This window comes from Salinivibrio sp. IB868 (genome assembly GCF_001995655.1).
GTDB lineage: Bacteria > Pseudomonadota > Gammaproteobacteria > Enterobacterales > Vibrionaceae > Salinivibrio > Salinivibrio siamensis.
On the sequence record NZ_MUEW01000008.1, the window covers coordinates 97750 to 118304 of the forward strand.

Below are 20555 nucleotides of genomic sequence, written 5' to 3' on the forward strand. Positions count from 1 at the left end.
TTTAAAACAAACGTAAGGAACAGTTCGTTGGACGACATATCGACGGGAATTTTAATTTCCCTTTTGGTATTGCTTATCGTCATTTCCGGTTATTTTTCCGGGTCTGAGACAGGCATGATGGCCCTTAACCGCTACCGGTTACGCCACCTTTCTAAATCAGGCCATAGCGGCGCTAAGCGGGTCGAAAAACTGCTCACTCGGCCAGACCGATTGATTGGGCTTATCCTGATCGGCAATAACCTGGTAAATATTCTTGCCTCGTCAATCGCGACCGTATTGGGGTTGCGTCTTTATGGCGATGCCGGTATTGCGATCGCCACCGGGGTACTGACGATGGTGATTTTGGTCTTCGCTGAGGTTACCCCTAAAACCCTCGCCGCCCTCTACCCGGAACGGGTCTCTTTTATCAGCAGTTTTGTACTGACCATTCTGATGAAAGTGTTCTATCCGTTGGTCAGCTTGGTGAACTTTATTACCAATGGCTTTTTACGGATACTGGGATTAGGCGCCAAGGCGGATGGCAAAGACAGCTTAAGCACCGAGGAACTGCGCACGATTGTTAATGAGGCAGGGAGTCTGATCCCTCGCCGTCACCAGCATATGCTGCTGTCGATTCTTGAGTTAGAAGAAGTGACCGTGGATGACATTATGGTACCCCGTAATGAAATCACCGGGATCAATATCAATGATGACTGGAAGTCGATCATGCGCCAATTCACTCATGCTCCGCATGGACGGATGGTACTCTATCGCGACACCATCGACGAAGTCGTTGGCATGCTGCGCGTGCGCAAAGCGTACCGCTTAATGGTTGAGAAAAACGAATTTAACAAAGAAACGCTGCTTCGTGCCGCCGACGAGGTTTACTTCATTCCTGAAGGCACACCACTGAACGTGCAAATGCTGAAGTTCCAGCGCAATAAGCAACGTATTGGTTTGGTCGTTGACGAATATGGCGACATGATAGGTTTGGTGACCTTGGAAGATATTCTCGAAGAGATCGTGGGTGAATTTACAACATCATTGTCTCCAAGCTTGGCAGAAGAAATTACACCATTAACCGACGGTGGGTATCTGATTGAGGGCAGCGCCAATATTCGCGACTTGAATAAGAGCCTTAATTGGGCTTTACCAACCGATGGGCCGCGCACCCTCAATGGGCTCATCCTCGAACATTTGGAAGATATCCCTAACAACCGCTTAAGTGTGGAGATTGATGGCCACCATATTGAAATTGTCGATGTCGCAGACAATATGATTAAGCAAGTGAAGGTGTTGCCGGCTAAGCAACCACAAGCGAGTGTAAACAGCTAGTTGAGCCACTTCGCATCAGCCATATCACGGCACTAGCACGCTGAAAAAGCCATGCCATGAGATGAACGCACAAAAAAGGTGGGGCATTCCCCACCTTTTTTGTGCTTGCCCTTTTTAGGTCATCATCTGATCGCCCGTTACCACTGCCATCATGAAGAGCTGTTTTCCGTACAGGTATAATGCCGTAATGCCTCAATAAAGCTGGCCTCTTTGATCGGTTTCACTATCACATAGTCGGCACCTGCTTGATAAAAAGCCTCATGAACGTGACCGTACGCATCGGCCGTGCACGCATAAATGGGGACATCGAGACCCAACGTTTTACGAATCGCTTTTGTCGCATCAATGCCGCCAAGCTTCGGCATATGATTGTCCATTAATACCAGATCATAATGCGCTTGTTGGAGACGCTCGAGGGCCTGCTCCCCATCTTTCACCCAATCAACTTCAATCTGGTATTTTTTGCAAAAGGCTTGAGCCACCATGGCATTGATTTTGTTATCCTCGACCAGCAACAACCGCTCTATGCCCAAAGACGCGGGGTCAAAAGGGTCGGCCTCTACGGTTTGTGCCGGTTTAGCGTGTGTCACAGCCACAGGCACAGTGACCATAAAGCGGCTACCTTTATCCGGCTCACTGGTCACATCAATCTCTCCTCCGAGCAAGTCGAGTAAGCTTTTCACGATAGATAAGCCCAAGCCACTGCCTCCGTATGTGCGCGTGACGCTGGAATCGGCTTGTACAAAGGGATCAAACAAGGATGATAGCGCTTGTTGATTCATCCCCACCCCCGTGTCAGTGACCTCTATATGTAAGCGTGTTTGCTCACCCGACTCGACTAATTTGATGGTCATCCCCACCTTGCCAACATGGGTAAACTTCACCGCATTGCTCATCAAGTTGAACAGGATCTGAGTCAGACGTGATTGATCAGAGCACACCATGGTGTCATCGGCGACGGGAGCATCAATGGTCAGTGCAATCTGTTTGCTCTCACAAATCGGGGTATAGATATTCTCAACCGTGCGAATCATGTCGTGCAGATAAAAGTCGCCGTGCTCGATAGTCATCTTTCCTTGTTCAATTTTGGAAAGATCAAGCACATCATTTAACACAGTAAGTAAGTGCTCACCACTTTGATAGAGACTCCCTAGCAGCTCTTTTTGCTCTTTTTCTTTCGCCTTATCACTCAATATCTGGGTTATACCTAAAATACCATTGAGCGGCGTTCGAATTTCATGGCTCATCTTAGCCAAGAACTCAGACTTGGCACGGGCAGAGGCTTCTGCCGCTTCTTTAGCGCGTTGGCTTTGTTGCTCCGCTTCAATCAAAGAAGTGATTTCTTGCCCCTGCCCAATCACCGCTTTCACTTGGTTGTCGACCATCAACGGCGCTAAGTTCCAACGGTAAACCCGACGATCAATCTCGATATTCACCCCTTTTAAAATCGTCCCGTTTAATGCACGTTGTAGATGAGGGGTAATCGCATACATAAACTGGTCGTAGAGCCAACTAGAGGCATGGATTTGCTCGTCATAGTTAAGCTTTAGTTTGGCCGCGGGGTTAATACGTGTGATATCAAAGTGGGTGTCCCAAACGATGATGGGCGACAAGGCATAGTCAAACAGGTCTTGTAGGGAGCGCTCTTTTTCATACAAGGCATCARATGTGGACTCCAGCGTCTTACCGATATGGTTAAACTCTTCAATATCCGAGCCCGCAAAAGGCAAGGTGCGCTGTCGCGAGCGCGCGCCTTGGGTATAACGCATCAATTTTTCCAATGAATCCGCGATGCGCGTTTGCACAAATCGGTTAACCCAGATCGCTGCCACGATAATCACCATCGTGGTCAGCAGCAGGTTAATCCCCATTTGCCGTTGCAGTGCCACCACATTGTCATTTTGCTGTGCCGACAACAGAGCAATTTTTGAAGGCTCACCGGCGATGCGTAACTTGGCTTGGCTCACCAAATAGTGGCGAAACGCCTGGCTCTCTCCTGGCGAGGGCAGCGTAAGATCGCGCCCAATCTCATCGTTGCTGCTCAGCGTCGAGGCGAGAGTGACATTATCTGCAGACAACCACACCGCTTGCGTACCGCTCGCGCGCTGCAAACTTTTGACAAACGAGAAGTTGCCATTAAGCATCACCACCACATATAAGTAGCCCCCCAGCTTGCCGCTGGATTGAAATACAATCGGTGTGCGTCGCATTAACAGGTAGCTCTGCTCCATCTCTGTGGTGATGGTGGTTAACGCCCACCGATTAATCCCCCTTAACTGGAGGCGTAGCTGCTCTAACTGCTCACGATCAATACCATGAAAGAGGCTGCTACCATCATGCCACAGCACCCGATCGTCTTTGGCGATAAAACGAAAATCGGGGGTGTTGGCCACGTCTTGCTGTTCTTGCTCGATAAAATAGTCATCCAACGCCGCGCTGTTCTCATTCGCCACCATTGATTGCAGTGTCACACTGGCCGCATTGGTATTTTGGTGGATTTGTAGTGATGTGAGACGACTGTCAAACACATTTTGCAACAGGCGAGACGTCTGCGTCAGCGTGCGGGTAATTTCTTGATTAATCCCCGCCAAAGTAAGCTGATAACTCTGTATATACACCCCGGCCGTCACAAAGAGGAAAAAGACCACGATCAAACGGGTCAGTAATTGAGACAGTGACAGCTTCGGCGAACCCGATATGGCCATTTTTTAGTCCGAATACCTAAATGCTTTTTTCTTAAGTGCCTCTATTCGCTTGGGATCATCGTAGCGAGTGACCACTTCAAACCGCCCAGAATAGACCACAGGCACAGGTTGATGCTCAATGTCACGTTTGATCGCCTCGGCCATGGCGATACCTGTATCATCATTCATTCTCATCACAGTCACATCAAGTTGACCGGCGGCAATCGCGTCAAGCTCTGCTGAGCCACCTCCCCAGCCATTGAGTCCAACCGTGTCACGGCCTAGCTCATCGAGGGCCTGGACAGCGCCAAACGCGACGTCGGTTGCACACGCATAAATAAAGTCGAGCGTTGGATTATTGTTTAGCATCGCTTTGGCCGCCTGGTAACCCGACTCTCGGTCACCCTTGGTGTAATAGGCAGACAGCAAGTTGCTATCAGCGTGCGAGCTCATGGCCTCAATAAAGGTATCTCCCCGTGCATCACTGACATAACCTTGCGAAAAATAAAGCACCGAATAATTCACGCCTTCAGGATATCGCTCTTGGTAATAGGTTGCCAACGCACGGCTACCACGTTGGTGATCAAACCCCACATATAAGAATGGTTGATTATCTTGCCACGCTTTTACGGGCGTGGTGATGTTTTGCAAAATAAGCTTGGTTTTGTTCTGGGATAACACATGGTTAATAAACTTACGATGGCGCACACTGTTCAAGGTAAAAATGAGGTAATCGGCCCCATCACGCAGCGCCGCATACAACGAGGCGCTTTGTTCACGAATATCGGTATTGGGGCGCGTCGTGACTTGTTGGAGCTCATATGGGATATTAAGTGCATTCAGCCGCCGCTCGAAGGCACGTACGTTACGTTGCCAGTAATCGGATATTTGCTCGCCTGGCACCACCACAGAGATTTTTATTGGCTCCATGGCACCTAAAAAAGGCACCGGCTCTGCTTGTACCTGAGCGTCCAATTCGGTGGTTAAGCTTTTTTGCTCAGGGTGCAGGGCAAGGTACTCATCGTAAGACCAAAAGCCATTGAGTGATCCGTGGGCACTGGACATCACCATCAGCAAGGTGAGCCCAGTCAACCAACGGAAAAAACGGATCGCGTCATTTAGGTGTCTGGTGCGTAAACTCACTTTTATCCCACAGCCTTTTTGTTTCCAAGTCAGTGTCAGCTTAGCGAAACCCGTGCACGGACGCAGCGAGAAAAGCGAGAAGCGTGCTTGATGAGGCAAAAAAGATGCAACAAAGCCTACACTTCCCAGGCATTTATCTAGCAATCAAGACAAAAAAGGGAGAAAGCCATGAATACCAAGAAAAACGGCAGCCCAATATGGACTGCCGTTAACGTTCAAGACAGAGGCACACTAGTCAACGCGCAACGTTTGTAGCATGGACTCAGGCAAGGAAAGATCATCGTTTTTATTCACGGTCACCCCTGCATCTATGATGGCACGAGCGATATCTTTTGCCTCGCTGAGTGAGTGCATCTCATACGTCCCGCATTGATACTCGTTGAGCTCAGGGATCTTGTCTTGTGATGGCACAACCAACACATCTTCCATCGCCAGTTCCCATGCTTTCGCCACCTCAGGCTCTTGGGGCTCCCCAATCAGGCTCATGTAGAAGCCAGTACGACACCCCATAGGAGAGATATCAATGATCTCGACCTTATCGCTGTTAAGGTGCTTACGCATAAAGCCGGCAAACAGGTGCTCGAGCGTGTGGATCCCTTTTTCCGTCAAGTGCTCTTCGTTAGGGCGACAAAAACGAAGGTCAAAAACGGTAATCGTATCACCGCTGGGTGTTTGCATCGTTTTGGCGATCCGCACTGCTGGCGCATGCATACGTGTATGATCAACCGTAAAACTATCTAGTAGTGGCATCTTACCTCCTTTATTCCTCGCAGTGCCCCTTAAAATGGCCACCAGCTCAGATTATCCTCGAGTCGTTGTCGGCAACCTTTTAGCTGCCAACCGTAGTCCTTTGCTTGTTGTTCGACTTTACGCGCCACGCGTTTTAACCCGGGTTTCCCCTCAAACGAGCCGCGCTGAAATCCACCTCTACCTTCATGGTAAGCCAAATACTGGCGATACACATCCCATTTAGACACCCCGAGTTGGCGGTAGGTTGCATCGGTATACCAACCAATAAACTGCAACGCATCGGCAAAGTCAGTGCGGGAGCCGCCATGGTCTGTGGCTTTTTGATAATCAGACCAAGCCGGGTCTTGCGCCTGCGCATAGCCATAGGCACTGCTAACACGCCCCCACGGCAAGATGCCTAACACATAATCACGGGGTGGCAGGGCATCATGCACAAACGCGCTCTCTTGCTTGACGAACGCCATGGCCACTTGGATGGGCGTTCCCCAATCCGCTTCCATCTCAACCGCTGCTTCAAACCAATCTGGGTGTTGGTCGAATATCTCACAGAGGTTATTGGGATTATCCGGTGGTGGCGTGGCACATCCTGATACCATCACCACGGTGAAGAATGCGCCAATATGACGGAAAAAGCGCTTCCTGCTCATCGTCGTCCGTCCAATTACCAGCTTTCGGCCATGGGCACGTCTTTAAAATAAGCATTCAAAAAAGCTTCAAAGCTTTGTGTATCGCTTTCTTCGACCGCTTTTTGACGCGCGACGCTCTCTTTGGCTTCTTGTAAAAAGTCGGCATCACTGTGGATCTTGTAAGGCACATCCGCTAGCGCCGCTTTATGGTCACGGGCAAGGCTTAGCCCTAGGCCGCCGATACCGCCTTGCGCGATCACGTCTGCCAGAACACGACCAGATAGCGTGAGTTCTGGGTTATCAAAACAGGCGATCATTTTATCACATACGGTTTCATAGCGATGGTCGTCGACCGCGCGATCCATGACTTTCGCCAACTGCTTAAGCTCCCCCATCACTTGTAACCCCCACTCTGCTTGCGTCAGGGTCTCGCCCTCACATCCTGTTGTTAGGGTTAATCCTGGTTTGCGGCCTTCGAGTACAATCTTGTTCCAATTGTCACGCCAGCAATTGAGTTCAGGGTCGGTCATCGGCTCAGAAGGCGATAACGCACACCAGGAGACAAAGAGATCAAGAAAATGGATCTGATCCTCTTCAATCCCCACCGGGCTGTATGGGTTGACGTCCAAAGAGCGCACCTCAATGTACTCGACACCGCCTCGCTCAAGCGCTTCGGTCGGCTTTTCACCGCTTTCGGCATTCCGTTTGGGGCGTATAGGCGCATAGAGCTCGTTTTCAATTTGCAGCACATTGGTGTTGAGCTGACGATACGTCTCGCCATCACGAATACCTAGCTTGGCAAACGCCTGTGAGGGAGTACGAATCGCGCTTCTTAAACCTTCAAGGTATTGTTCTAGGGTGTTAAAACCAATTTTCAGATCCGCTTGCGCATTATTGGTATACCCTAAATCACTCAAGCGCAGCGACGTTGCATAGGGTAAGTAACACGTACCTGACGGCATATGCTCAAAGGGCAACTGGCTTTGCGCATGCTTGATAAACGAGCCACATAACGCAGGTGACGCACCAAATAGATAAGGGATCATCCAACCATGGCGATAATAATTACGAATAAGATCAAAGTAACCTTGGGTGACTGACGCTTGGCTTACCGTGTCTGAGTGGTACAGATGCTGCCAAAATGTCTCAGGCAAAGAGATGTTAAAATGTACCCCTGAGATCACTTGCATCACACTGCCATAGCGATGCTTGAGCCCTTGGCGATACAAGGTCTTCATCCGCCCAATATTTGAGTTGCCGTATTGCGCTAAGGTGATATCGTCTTCGGATGCCACCACGCACGGCATTGACATAGGCCACAACTGTTCGTCGCTCATTTGCTGATAGGTAAAGCGATGGATATCCTGCAACTCATCCAGCATCCCTTTCACCGACGTGTTAACAGGCGTAATAAACTCCAACAGAGATTCAGCAAAATCCGTCGTGATCCAACGGTGTGTCAGCGCGGATCCAAGTGTCTCTGGATGCGCCGTCTGCGCTAAATGACCTGCTGGCGTAATGCGTAATGCCTCGCGCTCCAATCCGCGGCCAATCCCCTTTAATGCATCTGGGTTTTGCGCTAAACGCGCTAACCGTTGGGTAAAGTCAGTCAAAATGTATCTCTTATTTTTTTAAGCTGCGTGGCGGTCAATATAAACAAGCTATTACTCAAAAGCCATCACGCAGCGGAGTAAGTTTATCCAAATAGGCTTATCGGTAATCGAGCGCTAACGTGCGCACTGGCAAGCCAAGTTGACGTAAGCTATCACCAAGACGAGAGGCATCCCCGACCACAATAATTTGATAGTCGTTAGGATCAAACCAACGTGCCGCCTGGGCATTCAGCTGTTGCAATGAGATTGATTGCAATAAGGCTTTTTGTGCCTCTCGGTAGTTGTCGTCTAAATCAAAGGCTTCAATATGTGCTATCAAGCCTGCTTTTTCCCATGGCGTTTCATAACTCAGCGCATCACGCTGCCCACTCGATTGACGCAGATAGGCCAATTCTTGTGCCGAAAAGCCATTTTCTTGTGCATGCGCCATCTCTTGCCATAGCGCTTTAATCGCATCATGCGTCGCATCAGCACGTACATCGGTACTGACTTCTATGGTGCCTGTCTGCCGGCCTCCATAAACACCACTGTGCGCGCCATAGGTATAACCTTTATCTTGACGCAAGTTTTGATTCAGGCGCGCATTAAAATTGCCCCCTAAATTAAAGTTGGCCAAGCGGGTTTTAAACATCGGGCCGGTGGCATCGTATGGCATACCATGGCGCACCATACGAATACTGGTTTGTGGGGCTTGCGGTTTATCTACCAGCCAAATTTGTGCCTGGTCGTAGTCTTTCGGGACAGCACGCGCCACCTGAGCCGTAGGCTGCGTTTGCGCTTGCCAAGGTGTGATCCGGTTAGCGAGATTGATCGCATGTTCACGAGAAAGGTCGCCCACCACAATCAATTGGCTGCCTCGCAATACGTAGTGCTGGCGATAGAAGTGTTTAACATCGTCAAGTGTCATCGCTGCAATATCTTCCGCGACGCCTCCCTCTGGCGCTCGGAAGGTGGCATCTTGATATAACAGCTGGTTTGTCGCTTGGCTGGCTAGCCAGCCTGCATCATCGGCGCGAGATGCCAGACCTTCCAACAACTGGGCTTTAACACGATCAAAATCTTCTTCTGCAAAGGTCGGCGCGCGCAAGGTTTTATTCACGAGTTTCAGGGTCTCACCCAGATGCTTTTTCAGTGATGTTACCGTGATTTGTGTATGGTAACTGTCCGCGTCGATATTGACTTGACTGCCCAGCTTGTCTAGGGCTCGAGTGAGCTCAGCGGCCGACATACCTGCTGCGCCCTCGGTCACCATGGTTGCCGTTAAGTTAGCGATACCTCGCTGATCGTTAGGCTCCATCAAGGTGCCGGCAGGTAAACGAAGCTGCAAGGTGACCGTGGGTGTCTCGCGACTCACTGTGCCTGCCAGATGCATCCCATTGTCCAAGTCGGCCCGATAAATGCGTGGCACATTAACCGTGACACTCCCATTAGGAGCCGGGATCTGGGTGCGATCGAAATTTTCTGGGGGTTCACGTCGTGCTAACGTGTCGTGCTGGCTTTGCGTCTGTGCCTGTTCATATTCTGGACGTTGATAGATAAAATTCGCGGGCGCAGCGACCAAGTCCGTCCGTCCAATAGGGACCACACTGGTGTTTACTGCGGGCTGATCTTTTATCCACTGCCGATAGCTTTCCATCACCTTGTCAGGGGTCACCGCATTCAGGCGTGAAAGGCGCTGATTCATACGGTTTGCATCACCGTAGAGCGTATAATCACTGGCCAGCTGTGAGACCTTACCGTCGACACTTTGTAGCGCAAAGATATTATCGGCTTCCACCATGGATTGGATTTGGTTGATATCCTCGTCACTGACGCCTTTTGCCTCAAACTGCGTCATGGTTTGCGCTAACAAGGTACGGATCTCAGCCAGAGATTGACCTTGGCGACCGACACCGTAGACCTCAAACGTACAAGCTAGCTCACCACACTGGTGCGATGCGCCTGCACTTAACAGCTGCCCCGTTTGTACCAGGGATTGATAAAGGACACTGTCACGCCCTTGCCCCAATACATTGGCCAGTACCCCCAGGCGCGTCGTGGTGTCCGTCTCAGGCACACTGGTAGGAAAGGTCATCACCAATACCGGTTGCGATACCTTATCTTCCAATGTCACAAAGCGAGAGCCGTCCAGCGTGACCGGTTGCGGTTTCGCCTCTGGTATTGATGGGCCTTGAGGAATATCACCAAAGTATTTTTTCACCCACGCTAAGGTTGTCTGAACATCAATGTCGCCACCAATGGTCAAGGTGGCATTGTTCGGCCCATACCAGCGCAGGAAGAATTGCTTGAGATCGCCAACATCGACACGGTTAAGGTCCTCAACATAACCAATCACCGGCCATGAGTATGGGTGACCCTCAGGGTAGAGTGCTTGATTAATGGTCTCGTTAACGCGGCCATACGGGACATTGTCTATCCGAAATGCCCGTTCGTTTTTCACCGTGTCACGCTGCACTTCAAATTTGCGCTGAGAGACCGCATCCAGCAAAAAGCCCATGCGATCAGATTCAAGCCAAAGGACACGCTCAAGCTCGTTGGCCGGTACGGTCTGGTAATACTGGGTGGTGTCGCGATTGGTCGAGCCATTGTTATAGCCCCCCACCTCTTTAATACGTTTTCCGTGATCATCTACGTGCTCAGAGCCTTCAAACATCATATGTTCAAAAAAATGCGCAAAGCCTGATTTTCCCGGCTCTTCTCGGGCAGAGCCCACATGGTAACGTACATCAACGTTGACAAGAGGGTCGGAGTGATCCTCATGCAACAACACCGTCAGTCCATTATCTAATTCAAATTGCTGATACGGGACTTGCGCACTCCCTGGCGGAGGCGCGACGGTTTTAATCCAAGTGACGCCCTCAGGTGTTTGGGTTGGGGCTGAGCCAGTCAACTGGCATCCAGACAACACAGATAGAAAGAAAAACGTGGCAAGCAATAAACGTGGCATATGATAGTTCCTAACCCGCTACCCAACGGATTGAGATGACAATCACTAGGTAGCGCGATGCTTTTGCAACAAAGATAATCAGCCAGCACCAAGATTGTCGAAGGCGCAGCCAACCGGCAACCACGCAAAGCGGATCACCAATAATCGGTACCCAGCTTAATAGCAAGGCAGCATAACCATAGCGTTGCAGCCCAGCGAGCGCTCGGCGGTGCCATGATTGATGCGGTTGATAATCAGGCAGCCAACGCCCGATGGCGTAATTGGTCATGCCACCGAGTGTGTTGCCTACCGTGGCAATCGCCACAACGATCCCATCCGCGAATGAGTGCTGAGTTAATAAATACACCAAGTTGGCCTCAGAGCCACCTGGCAATAAGGTCGCACCTAAAAAGCTGGTGGCAAACAGCGTTGCCAGCAGCACCCAATCGTCCATTCGACCCCATGTATTATCATTGGTTCAGCGCGAACTCTCTACGACGCCACGGCCTCATCAACCCGACGAGAGCCGGAAGACGAAGCCCTGAGGTTAAGACGAAGGCATTTCCAACACACGTTTACCGCGAGTATGGCCTGCCTCGAGTGCGCAATGTGCCTGCGCGCCCTGCTCAAGCGGGTAGACCGCAGCGATATCGATCTTAAGTTCACCTTGGTCCAGCATATCGAGCAAGCGCTGGGTCTGCCAAGTATTTGGATCAACCAACATACCTGTCGCCTTCAGCCCTCGCTCGGCAGCGGCGGAGGTAATGGTATCGCGCGTATTGGTGGGGACTGTGACGATACGCCCACCTGTTTTTAGGCTTGCTAATGCATCAATGGCGGTGTCCCCTCCCACCAAATCAATCACCAGATCAAATTCACCATTGCCGGTGGCCCAATGCGCTTGATGGTAATCGATCGGGGTCGCGTCCAGTTGACGTAGAAAGGCATGATTGTTTTCAGAGGCAGTGGCATAAACCTGCGCCCCGAGACGCACGGCCAACTGGACCGCAAGGTGCCCGACGCCGCCGGCGCCCGCTAAAATCAATACTTTTTCATCACGCACCAGTTTACCATGCTCAAGCGCTTGCCAAGCCGTCAGCCCAGCCAATGGTACTGCGGCGGCATCTACCATTGGCACACTTGGCGGTACTGTTGATAATAATCCGGCATCAGCGACCACATATTGGCTGTATCCCCCGCCTTCGGTCGGAAAGCCAATCATCCCAGCGACACGATCCCCAACATCAAACTTGCTTTCATTGGTGCCATTCGCCACCACAACACCTGCAACATCATAGCCAGGCACCCAAGGCAAATGATCGCGATTATGCTCAGCGGCCCAGCCGAGTCCGGCACGCGTTTTCGCATCAATGGGGTTAACGCCTGCAGCCTTCACTTGAATCAGCACCTGTTCTTCAGAGGGAGAAGGAATCGAACGGTTGACCGGGGTAAGTACCTCTGGTGCGCCAAATTCAGTGATTGCAAGAGAGAGATTGTTCGACATATTGACTCCTTTCGCATGCCATTGTGCTTATGCTGGCGTATACAGTAATGGTATTTGCCTTAACGAAGAGATTAAGCACAGAGCCATTGCAAAGCGTAAACCTCTAGTCTTAACAAAAAAAGCGGCAGACTCAATGCCTACCGCTATTTTCTTTTTATCTGCTCGGTGTCAAATCACTGACGGTTAGCCAACCAGCGCCAACAAAATACCGGCCGCCACCGCAGACCCCAGGACACCAGCCACATTTGGCCCCATCGCATGCATTAGTAAGAAGTTATGCGGGTTAGCATCCAATCCGACCTTGTTAACCACACGGGCCGCCATGGGAACCGCCGACACCCCAGCCGCACCAATCAATGGATTGATAGGGTCGCGGCTAAAGCGATTAAGGAGTTTAGCCATCAGTACGCCTGTTCCCGTCCCGATGCTGAACGCGACTGCGCCCAATACCAAGATGCCAAGGGTTTCAAACTGGAGGAACTTGTCGGCTTCCAATTTGGAGCCCACAGCCAGACCGAGAAAAATGGTAACAATGTTGATCAGCTCATTCTGGGCAGTGCCCGATAAGCGATCCACCACGCCACACTCTCGCATCAAGTTACCGAGGCAGAACATACCAACCAGCGGCGTTGCCGAGGGCAAAAATAAGATGGTCATCATCAGTACCGCCAACGGAAACAGCACTTTCTCGGTTTTCGACACATGACGAAGTTGCTTCATCTCAATCTTGCGTTCACTTGCAGAGGTGAACAACTTCATGATCGGGGGCTGAATAATCGGTACCAATGCCATATAGCTGTACGCCGCCACGGCAATGGCCCCGAGCAAGTCCGGCGATAATCGACTGGCGAGGAAGATAGCCGTCGGCCCATCCGCACCACCAATGATCGCGATGGAGGCCGCATCTTGCAGGCTAAACGCCATGCCTGGCACCAAGTTAAGTAAAATGGCACCAAACAAAGTGGCAAAAATACCAAACTGTGCCGCCGCACCTAGCAACAAGGTGCGCGGGTTAGCAATCAGCGCGCCAAAATCGGTCATCGCCCCCACCCCCATAAAGATCAGGAGGGGGAACACGCCAGTATCAATCCCGACATGATAGACGTAGTAAAGCAGGCCGCCCGGCTCGTTAAAGCCCGCATTGGGAATATTCGCCAATATCGCCCCAAAACCGATAGGTAACAAAAGCAAGGGCTCAAAGCCGCGCCGAATCGCTAAAAAGAGTAATAGGCAGCCCACGGCAATCATTACAAGCTGTGGCCACTGGAAGTTTGCCAGTCCAGTTTCCGACCACAGGATCATTAATCCTTCCATGCTGCCCTCTTATCCTAAGTGCAATAACGGCATGCCAACGGTCACGGCATCGCCTTCTTTCACTTGTACATCTTGGACCGTGCCCGCATGGGCTGCCCGCACCTCGGTTTCCATCTTCATCGCTTCCAAAATGATTAGGACATCACCTTCCTGCACGTGCTCACCAGGGGTCACCATCACTTTAAAGATGTTGCCTGCCAAAGGTGCCGTTACCGGCTCAAGGTTGCTAGGTGCAGCTTGAGGGGCTGGCGCACTCGCCGACGCTGACACCTGACTCACTGGCTGAATGTCACCCAGCGCCCCATCTGGCCCTACATCTACCTGATAGACCTGGCCGTTAACACGCACACTATAGGTTTCCACGTCGCCACTGCCTGATGGCTGAGGAGCGGCGGGCGCATAGGCTGGCTCCCCGGTTGGTGCCGGTTCAAATGCTTCAGGGTTACCTCGGTTTTGTAAGAACTTCCATCCCACCTGCGGGAACAGGGCGTAAGTCAGCACATCATCAATGGTCTGCTCCGCCAAGGTGACATTCTCGGCCGCGGCTTTGTCGGTCAGTGTTTGGGTCAGGGCATCCATTTCCGGTGCCAGTTTATCGGCAGGACGACAAGTGATCGCCTCTTCGCCGTCTAACACGCGAGCCTGGAGGGTGGCATTAACCGGCGCGGGGGCTTTCCCATACTCCCCTTTCAAAAGGGCCGCCGTTTCTTTGGTAATGCTCTTGTAGCGCTCACCGGTTAGCACGTTAATGACCGACTGAGAGCCGACAATTTGCGAGGTCGGGGTGACTAAGGGGATATAGCCTAAATCTTCACGAACCCGAGGAATTTCCTCTAACACCTCGTCCATTTTGTCGGCCGCCCCCTGCTCTTTGAGCTGGCTCTCCATATTGGTCAGCATGCCACCGGGCACTTGTGCTATCAAAATACGTGAGTCGACCCCTTTGAGCTGCCCTTCAAATTGCGCGTACTTTTTGCGCACAGTACGGAAATAAGCCGCAATCGACTCTAGCTTGTTCAGATCAAGCTGCGTGTCACGCTCAGTGCCTTCGAGCATCGCCACCACAGTTTCCGTCGGCGTGTGTCCGTATGTCTGGCTCATGGAAGAAATGGCAGTATCGAGTACATCCAAGCCTGCTTCAACCGCCTTGACGGCCGTGGCCGTCGATAGCCCCGTCGTCGCGTGACAGTGCAAGGATAAGGGGATATCACAGGCTGCTTTGATGCGGCTTACAAGCTCGTGCGCTTCATAAGGTTTTAATAAACCAGACATGTCTTTAATACATAACGAGTGGCAGCCAAGATCTTCCAACTGTTTGGCCAAATCTGTCCAAGTGTCCATGGTGTGCACTGGACTGGTGGTGTAGGAGATCGTGCCTTGCGCATGCGCACCGACATCCACCGCCGCCCCCACTGCTGCTTGGAAGTTACGGACATCATTCATGGCATCAAAAATTCGGAACACATCCATGCCATTTGCATGTGCGCGCTCGACAAATTTGTGCACCACATCATCAGCGTAGTGGCGATAACCTAACAGGTTCTGACCACGTAGCAGCATCTGCATCGGGGTATTTGGCATCGCTTTTTTGAGCTCTCGCAAGCGTACCCAAGGATCTTCCCCCAGATAGCGAATACAAGCATCAAAGGTCGCCCCACCCCAGGTTTCCAATGACCAAAAACCAATTTGATCCAGCTCGGCAGCAATTGGCAACATATCGTCCAAACGCAGACGTGTGGCAAACAACGACTGATGGGCATCGCGTAATACCACATCGGTAATAGCTAACGGCGTAGACATAACAAACTCCTTTTTTATATGTGCCTGACCACTCAACGGTGACGTTGGCGGTACTGCTGAACAGCCACAGTGATCGCGGCAATCACATCCGATGACGGCTGTGATGCGTCAGGTGCAGCTTGGGCTTTGGGCTGAGCGGCCGCGTTCGCCGCGGCAGGTGGGAGAGGGTCGCCAAAACGTTCCAGTTGGCGGACCAAAAAAATTAATATCGAGAGAAATACAAACACAACAACCATGCCAGTTAACATCAGCATCATTGCCTGTTCTAAAAGCGGGCCTAAATCCATGATTTTCTTCCTTGTCACACTCACTCTTGCTTACATCAAAGCAGTGATTGCCCCCGTTATTATCCATTTATCTTGGTGGCAAATTCATCATCGGCGTTCAAAATACTAACAATTCGCATAAATGACAATCTGACTATTGCGTTTTTGTTACCTCATAACGTCCGTTAATGGGCATTTTCACTCACTGATTAAAAAAGACGGATCAACGGGATGTTTATGCAAACTCACGGTCAGCAGGCGAATAACAACGGCGAGCGACAGCGCGCGACTGTAAAGAAAAGCAATGCCAGCTTCACGACTGTGGCACTTATGGAAAAAGCGTTTTTCCGAAAGCGACCAAGATCGTTGAAAGCCGGGCACGACAAACATTCCGGGATGATAAACAGCAAGAAGGTAAACGTGTTTAAATAAGAGGACGTCACAGAAACGAGGATGAAGACGCGAAAACGGTCGGTTTTGCCCGATTGGCGACAAGTCATGCCGCGAGGCGATGTGCGAAGGGGAGCCAAAATGGCGCGTCCGGGAGGATTCGAACCTCCGACCGCCTGGTTCGTAGCCAGGTACTCTATCCAGCTGAGCTACGGACGCGCTGACGGATTGGCTAAGATTGAAGATGGCGCGCTCGGGAGGATTCGAACCTCCGACCGCCTGGTTCGTAGCCAGGTACTCTATCCAGCTGAGCTACGAGCGCGTGTCGTCAATCTTACGTTCATCATGAACAATCTTGCGGGTCTTCCGTGAAGAGATGGCGCGTCCGGGAGGATTCGAACCTCCGACCGCCTGGTTCGTAGCCAGGTACTCTATCCAGCTGAGCTACGGACGCACATCTTACTACAAGGCAGGCTTGTAAATCATGGCGGTGAGGGAGGGATTCGAACCCTCGATACGGCTACAAACCGTATACTCCCTTAGCAGGGGAGCGCCTTCAGCCACTCGGCCACCTCACCGCAAGTAGTGGCGCGTCCGGGAGGATTCGAACCTCCGACCGCCTGGTTCGTAGCCAGGTACTCTATCCAGCTGAGCTACGGACGCGCATCTATCTTGCTTGCAACAACATGGCGGTGAGGGAGGGATTCGAACCCTCGATACGGCTACAAACCGTATACTCCCTTAGCAGGGGAGCGCCTTCAGCCACTCGGCCACCTCACCGTCGCTGCGGGTGCACATATTACTTTGAGCCACATATATGTCAAACACTTTTCTGGCAAAAATCGTCTTGCCACCAACAAATGGACAATTATCACCCACAGCCCGATTTTATTGTTGGATTTATCGCCGTTTCATTCTGATTTTATGGGAAAAGCGGCGATAAAAAAGGCCGACCTGTGGTCGACCTCTTCTTGCCTTGTTAGTAGTCGCTCTGACCACCTGAAGGCGCGCCTTTTTCGGCCTGAATACGCATGTAGATCTCTTCACGATGAACCGAAACATCTTTCGGTGCATTCACACCAATACGGACTTGGTTACCTTTTACACCCAATACAGTGACAGTGACTTCATCACCAATCATCAAGGTTTCGCCCACACGGCGAGTTAAAATCAGCATGCTTCTACTCCTTGAGTATCAATCTTTTACTTATTCAATTAGTGTCTGAGCCAGATAACCCGCCAGCGTATCGGCCCGTTACCTGTGATCGTTGGATTCTTTCCCTGCTCATGATGCCAATACGGGCGCTTACTCGCGTCCGTATTCCACACTATGGCCGAATTATCACACCATATCCAGAAAAGGGCAGAGAAATTTACTGTTTTATCATCATGCCGTTAGCCGTGGAGGCGATTGACCTGAGATAACAGTGTAAGAGAAATCTGTACTGCATTGGCCAGCGTGGCGACAAAATCTAACCAATATCACGTCTTACCGCTGACACAGCGCTTAAGGCGTTGCACTATACAGAATCAGAAAAAAAGTGCAATTATTAATCTAGATCACAAAAAAGGGTCGCAATACGCGACCCTCTTGACTTTTCAATAAAAACAAAAGTGTATTACAACTGCTCAGTGAGCCATGTCTCTGCTGAGGCTAGCGCGCTAGGCAGTGCACTCACATCACTGCCCCCCGCTTGCGCCATATCAGGACGACCACCGCCTTTGCCACCCACTTGTTGCGCGACAAGGTTGACCAGTTCACCCGCTTTTACCGTGCCGGTCAAATCCTTGGTGACACCCGCAATCAGGCCGACTTTGTCATTGGCCACATTGCCGAGCAGCACGATACCGCTACCCATTTGGTTTTTCAGATCATCAACCATACTACGTAGCGCTTTGTTATCCGCGCCATCAAGTTGGCTAATCAACACTTTTACCCCGTTTAGCTCACGGACTTGATTGATCAGCCCAGCACTTTCTTGTGCGGCTAGTTTCTGCTTAAGCTGCTGAATTTGTTTTTCTAACGCTTTCGCTTTGCTCTGGGCATCGGCAAGCTTGGCTTCATAGTCCGCCTGTTGCTGATAAACGCTATCAATGGCCGCTTGCCCGGTAATGGCTTCAATACGACGCACACCGGCCGCGATACCCGCTTCCGAGACGATTTTAAACATCCCAATGTCACCTGTACGCGTTGCGTGTGTCCCGCCACACAGCTCGATAGAGAAGTCGCCCATGCTCAGTACGCGCACTTGGTCATCGTACTTCTCACCAAACAGTGCCATCGCCCCTTTTTGCTTGGCAGCTTCGATATCCATCACCTCAGTCTGCACGGGGCTATTTTCACGGATTTGCTGATTCACGATCCGCTCAACCGCTTTGAGTTCGTCAGCGGTGACAGGTTCAAGGTGTGAGAAGTCAAAACGCAAACCATCAGGCCGGACGAGCGAGCCTTTCTGCGCAATGTGCTCCCCCAGTACCTCACGCAGCGCGGCGTGCAATAAGTGGGTGGCGGAGTGATTCATCGCTACCGCGTGACGGCGCTCTGCATCGACGCGAGCGGTTGCTTGTGTCCCGACACTCAGTTGCCCTTCCGACAAGCTACCGTAATGCGCAATGGCTTGCCCCGCTTTTTGGGTATCCGTCACGGTAAATCGCCCTTGGTCTGTTTCTATCACCCCTGTATCACCACACTGGCCACCAGCCTCGGCGTAGAAAGGGGTGTGGTCAAGGATCACGACCGCTTTATCGCCTGATACCAGGCTATCAACGGTGTCTCCGTCGACAAAAATCTCAGTGATCTGACCGCTGCCTTCTGTCCCTGTGTAACCACAAAAATCCGAGCCATGCTCCACTTTTATCGCTTGGTTGTAGTCAGTGCCAAACTGCCCGGCTTCCCGCGCGCGCTGACGCTGGGCTGCCATCGCCGCTTCAAAGCCGGCTTCATCAATACGATAACCGCGCTCACGCGCAACATCGTTAGTTAAGTCTGCTGGGAAGCCGTAAGTGTCATAGAGTTTGAAGACAGTTTCGCCATCCAACTCGTCACCCTTAACCTTGTCCAAAGCCTCTTCCAACATCAACATGCCACGCTCAAGCGTGCGGCCAAAGTTGTCTTCTTCAATCTTAAGGACTTTTTCCACCATGGTTTGCTGCGCACGCAAGTCTTCACCTGCCGTCCCCATGATGGTGGCGAGAGGACCAACCAACTTGTAGAAAAACGCGTCTTTGCTGCCGAGCTTGTTACCATGACGAACCGCGCGGCGAATAATACGGCGCAACACATAGCCCCGCCCTTCGTTCGATGGCATCACACCATCAACAATCAAATACGCACAAGAGCGGATATGGTCTGCCACCACGCGCAAAGACTGGTTAGTCAGATCTTCAACCCCGATGATCTCCGCGACTTGCTTAATTAATTGCTGGAAAACATCAATTTCATAGTTGGAATGGACGCCCTGCTTGATGGCCGCAATCCGCTCAATCCCCATGCCGGTATCCACTGATGGCTTAGGTAAGTTCTCCATCGTACCGTCAGCTTGACGATTGAATTGCATAAAGACGATATTCCAGATCTCAATGAAGCGATCTCCGTCTTCTTCTGGCGTGCCTGGAGGACCGCCCCAGATATGCTCACCGTGATCATAAAAGATCTCACTGCATGGTCCGCATGGCCCAGTATCGCCCATTTGCCAAAAGTTGTCTGACTCGTAAGGCTTACCGCCTTCCTTATCACCAATACGCACAATGCGATCCGCAGGCACGCCAATTTGCTGGTGCCAAATATCGAACGCTTCGTCATCGGTTTTGTAAACAGTCACCAGCAGCTTTTCTTTTGGCAAGCCAATCGTTTCAGTCAAAAACGTCCACGCGTACTGAATCGCATCTTGCTTGAAGTAATCACCGAAGCTGAAATTGCCGAGCATTTCAAAGAAAGTATGGTGGCGCGCGGTAAAACCGACGTTTTCAAGGTCGTTGTGTTTGCCGCCCGCCCGCACACAACGCTGTGCTGACGTTGCACGCGTGTAGTCACGCTTTTCAACCCCTAAAAAGGTGTCTTTAAACTGGTTCATTCCTGCGTTGGTAAACAAAAGCGTTGGGTCATCGGCAGGCACGAGCGACGAGCTAGGCACAATCTGGTGCCCTTTGCTTTCAAAGAACTTGAGAAACGCTGTACGGATCTCATCAGTGCTCATATACATTGGCTAATCCTGATAATCGAATA

General features: G+C 51.2%; 15 protein-coding genes and 6 tRNA genes. 2 read left to right on the top strand and 19 right to left on the bottom strand.

Going from position 1 to position 20555, the window contains the following annotated elements:
- Positions 1 to 27 precede the first annotated feature (27 nt).
- Positions 28 to 1314, top strand: coding sequence for a CNNM domain-containing protein (locus BZG20_RS10105; protein WP_046074119.1), 1287 nt, complete (start codon positions 28 to 30; stop codon positions 1312 to 1314).
- A gap of 149 nt (positions 1315 to 1463) precedes the next feature.
- Here the strand turns inward: BZG20_RS10105 and BZG20_RS10110 are convergent, their stop codons facing one another.
- The 11 genes from BZG20_RS10110 to BZG20_RS10160 all read right to left on the bottom strand — a co-directional run bounded on the left by BZG20_RS10110 (position 1464) and on the right by BZG20_RS10160 (position 15961).
- Positions 1464 to 4019, bottom strand: coding sequence for a LuxQ periplasmic sensor domain-containing protein (locus tag BZG20_RS10110; RefSeq protein WP_077578922.1), 2556 nt, complete (start codon positions 4017 to 4019; stop codon positions 1464 to 1466).
- A gap of 3 nt (positions 4020 to 4022) precedes the next feature.
- The gene (locus BZG20_RS10115) at positions 4023 to 5069 is read right to left on the bottom strand and encodes a substrate-binding domain-containing protein (protein WP_046074218.1); all 1047 of its coding nucleotides are present in this window, start codon (positions 5067 to 5069) and stop codon (positions 4023 to 4025) included.
- A gap of 303 nt (positions 5070 to 5372) precedes the next feature.
- Positions 5373 to 5891 carry an S-ribosylhomocysteine lyase gene (gene luxS, locus BZG20_RS10120; RefSeq protein ID WP_046074117.1) on the bottom strand — a complete coding sequence of 173 codons (519 nt, stop codon included), beginning with the start codon at positions 5889 to 5891 and terminating at the stop codon, positions 5373 to 5375.
- A gap of 29 nt (positions 5892 to 5920) precedes the next feature.
- Positions 5921 to 6538 carry a hypothetical protein gene (locus tag BZG20_RS10125; protein ID WP_077578923.1) on the bottom strand — a complete coding sequence of 206 codons (618 nt, stop codon included), beginning with the start codon at positions 6536 to 6538 and terminating at the stop codon, positions 5921 to 5923.
- Between the two features lie 14 nt (positions 6539 to 6552).
- Positions 6553 to 8130 carry a glutamate--cysteine ligase gene (gene gshA / locus BZG20_RS10130; RefSeq protein ID WP_077578925.1) on the bottom strand — a complete coding sequence of 526 codons (1578 nt, stop codon included), beginning with the start codon at positions 8128 to 8130 and terminating at the stop codon, positions 6553 to 6555.
- Positions 8131 to 8227: 97 nt separating this feature from the next.
- Positions 8228 to 11077 (bottom strand): pitrilysin family protein, encoded by a 2850-nt coding sequence (locus tag BZG20_RS10135; RefSeq protein ID WP_077578926.1) that lies wholly within the window; start codon positions 11075 to 11077, stop codon positions 8228 to 8230.
- A gap of 10 nt (positions 11078 to 11087) precedes the next feature.
- A complete protein-coding gene (locus BZG20_RS10140; protein ID WP_077578927.1) occupies positions 11088 to 11510 on the bottom strand; it encodes a YqaA family protein in 423 nt (140 codons plus the stop codon).
- Positions 11511 to 11603: 93 nt separating this feature from the next.
- A complete protein-coding gene (locus BZG20_RS10145) occupies positions 11604 to 12560 on the bottom strand; it encodes an NADP-dependent oxidoreductase (protein ID WP_077578928.1) in 957 nt (318 codons plus the stop codon).
- A 183-nt stretch (positions 12561 to 12743) separates the two neighbouring features.
- A complete protein-coding gene (locus tag BZG20_RS10150) occupies positions 12744 to 13874 on the bottom strand; it encodes a sodium ion-translocating decarboxylase subunit beta (protein ID WP_046074111.1) in 1131 nt (376 codons plus the stop codon).
- Between the two features lie 9 nt (positions 13875 to 13883).
- Positions 13884 to 15674 (bottom strand): sodium-extruding oxaloacetate decarboxylase subunit alpha, encoded by a 1791-nt coding sequence (gene oadA / locus BZG20_RS10155; RefSeq protein ID WP_077578929.1) that lies wholly within the window; start codon positions 15672 to 15674, stop codon positions 13884 to 13886.
- Between the two features lie 32 nt (positions 15675 to 15706).
- The gene (locus tag BZG20_RS10160; RefSeq protein ID WP_077578930.1) at positions 15707 to 15961 is read right to left on the bottom strand and encodes an OadG family transporter subunit; all 255 of its coding nucleotides are present in this window, start codon (positions 15959 to 15961) and stop codon (positions 15707 to 15709) included.
- Positions 15962 to 16171: 210 nt separating this feature from the next.
- Between BZG20_RS10160 and BZG20_RS10165 the strand changes: the two genes are divergently transcribed.
- Positions 16172 to 16372 (top strand): hypothetical protein, encoded by a 201-nt coding sequence (locus BZG20_RS10165; protein WP_077578931.1) that lies wholly within the window; start codon positions 16172 to 16174, stop codon positions 16370 to 16372.
- Positions 16373 to 16472: 100 nt separating this feature from the next.
- Here the strand turns inward: BZG20_RS10165 and BZG20_RS10170 are convergent.
- From BZG20_RS10170 to alaS, 8 genes are all read right to left on the bottom strand, one after another.
- Positions 16473 to 16549: transfer RNA gene (locus tag BZG20_RS10170), tRNA-Arg, on the bottom strand.
- A 26-nt stretch (positions 16550 to 16575) separates the two neighbouring features.
- Positions 16576 to 16652 (bottom strand) — tRNA-Arg (locus tag BZG20_RS10175).
- 55 nt (positions 16653 to 16707) lie between these two features.
- A tRNA-Arg gene (locus tag BZG20_RS10180) sits at positions 16708 to 16784 on the bottom strand.
- A gap of 31 nt (positions 16785 to 16815) precedes the next feature.
- A tRNA-Ser gene (locus BZG20_RS10185) sits at positions 16816 to 16908 on the bottom strand.
- 8 nt (positions 16909 to 16916) lie between these two features.
- Positions 16917 to 16993: transfer RNA gene (locus tag BZG20_RS10190), tRNA-Arg, on the bottom strand.
- Between the two features lie 24 nt (positions 16994 to 17017).
- Positions 17018 to 17110 (bottom strand) — tRNA-Ser (locus tag BZG20_RS10195).
- A 199-nt stretch (positions 17111 to 17309) separates the two neighbouring features.
- Positions 17310 to 17507, bottom strand: coding sequence for a carbon storage regulator CsrA (gene csrA, locus BZG20_RS10200; RefSeq protein ID WP_046074107.1), 198 nt, complete (start codon positions 17505 to 17507; stop codon positions 17310 to 17312).
- Positions 17508 to 17949: 442 nt separating this feature from the next.
- Positions 17950 to 20532 (bottom strand): alanine--tRNA ligase, encoded by a 2583-nt coding sequence (gene alaS / locus BZG20_RS10205; RefSeq protein ID WP_077578932.1) that lies wholly within the window; start codon positions 20530 to 20532, stop codon positions 17950 to 17952.
- Between the last annotated feature and the right edge of the window lie 23 nt (positions 20533 to 20555).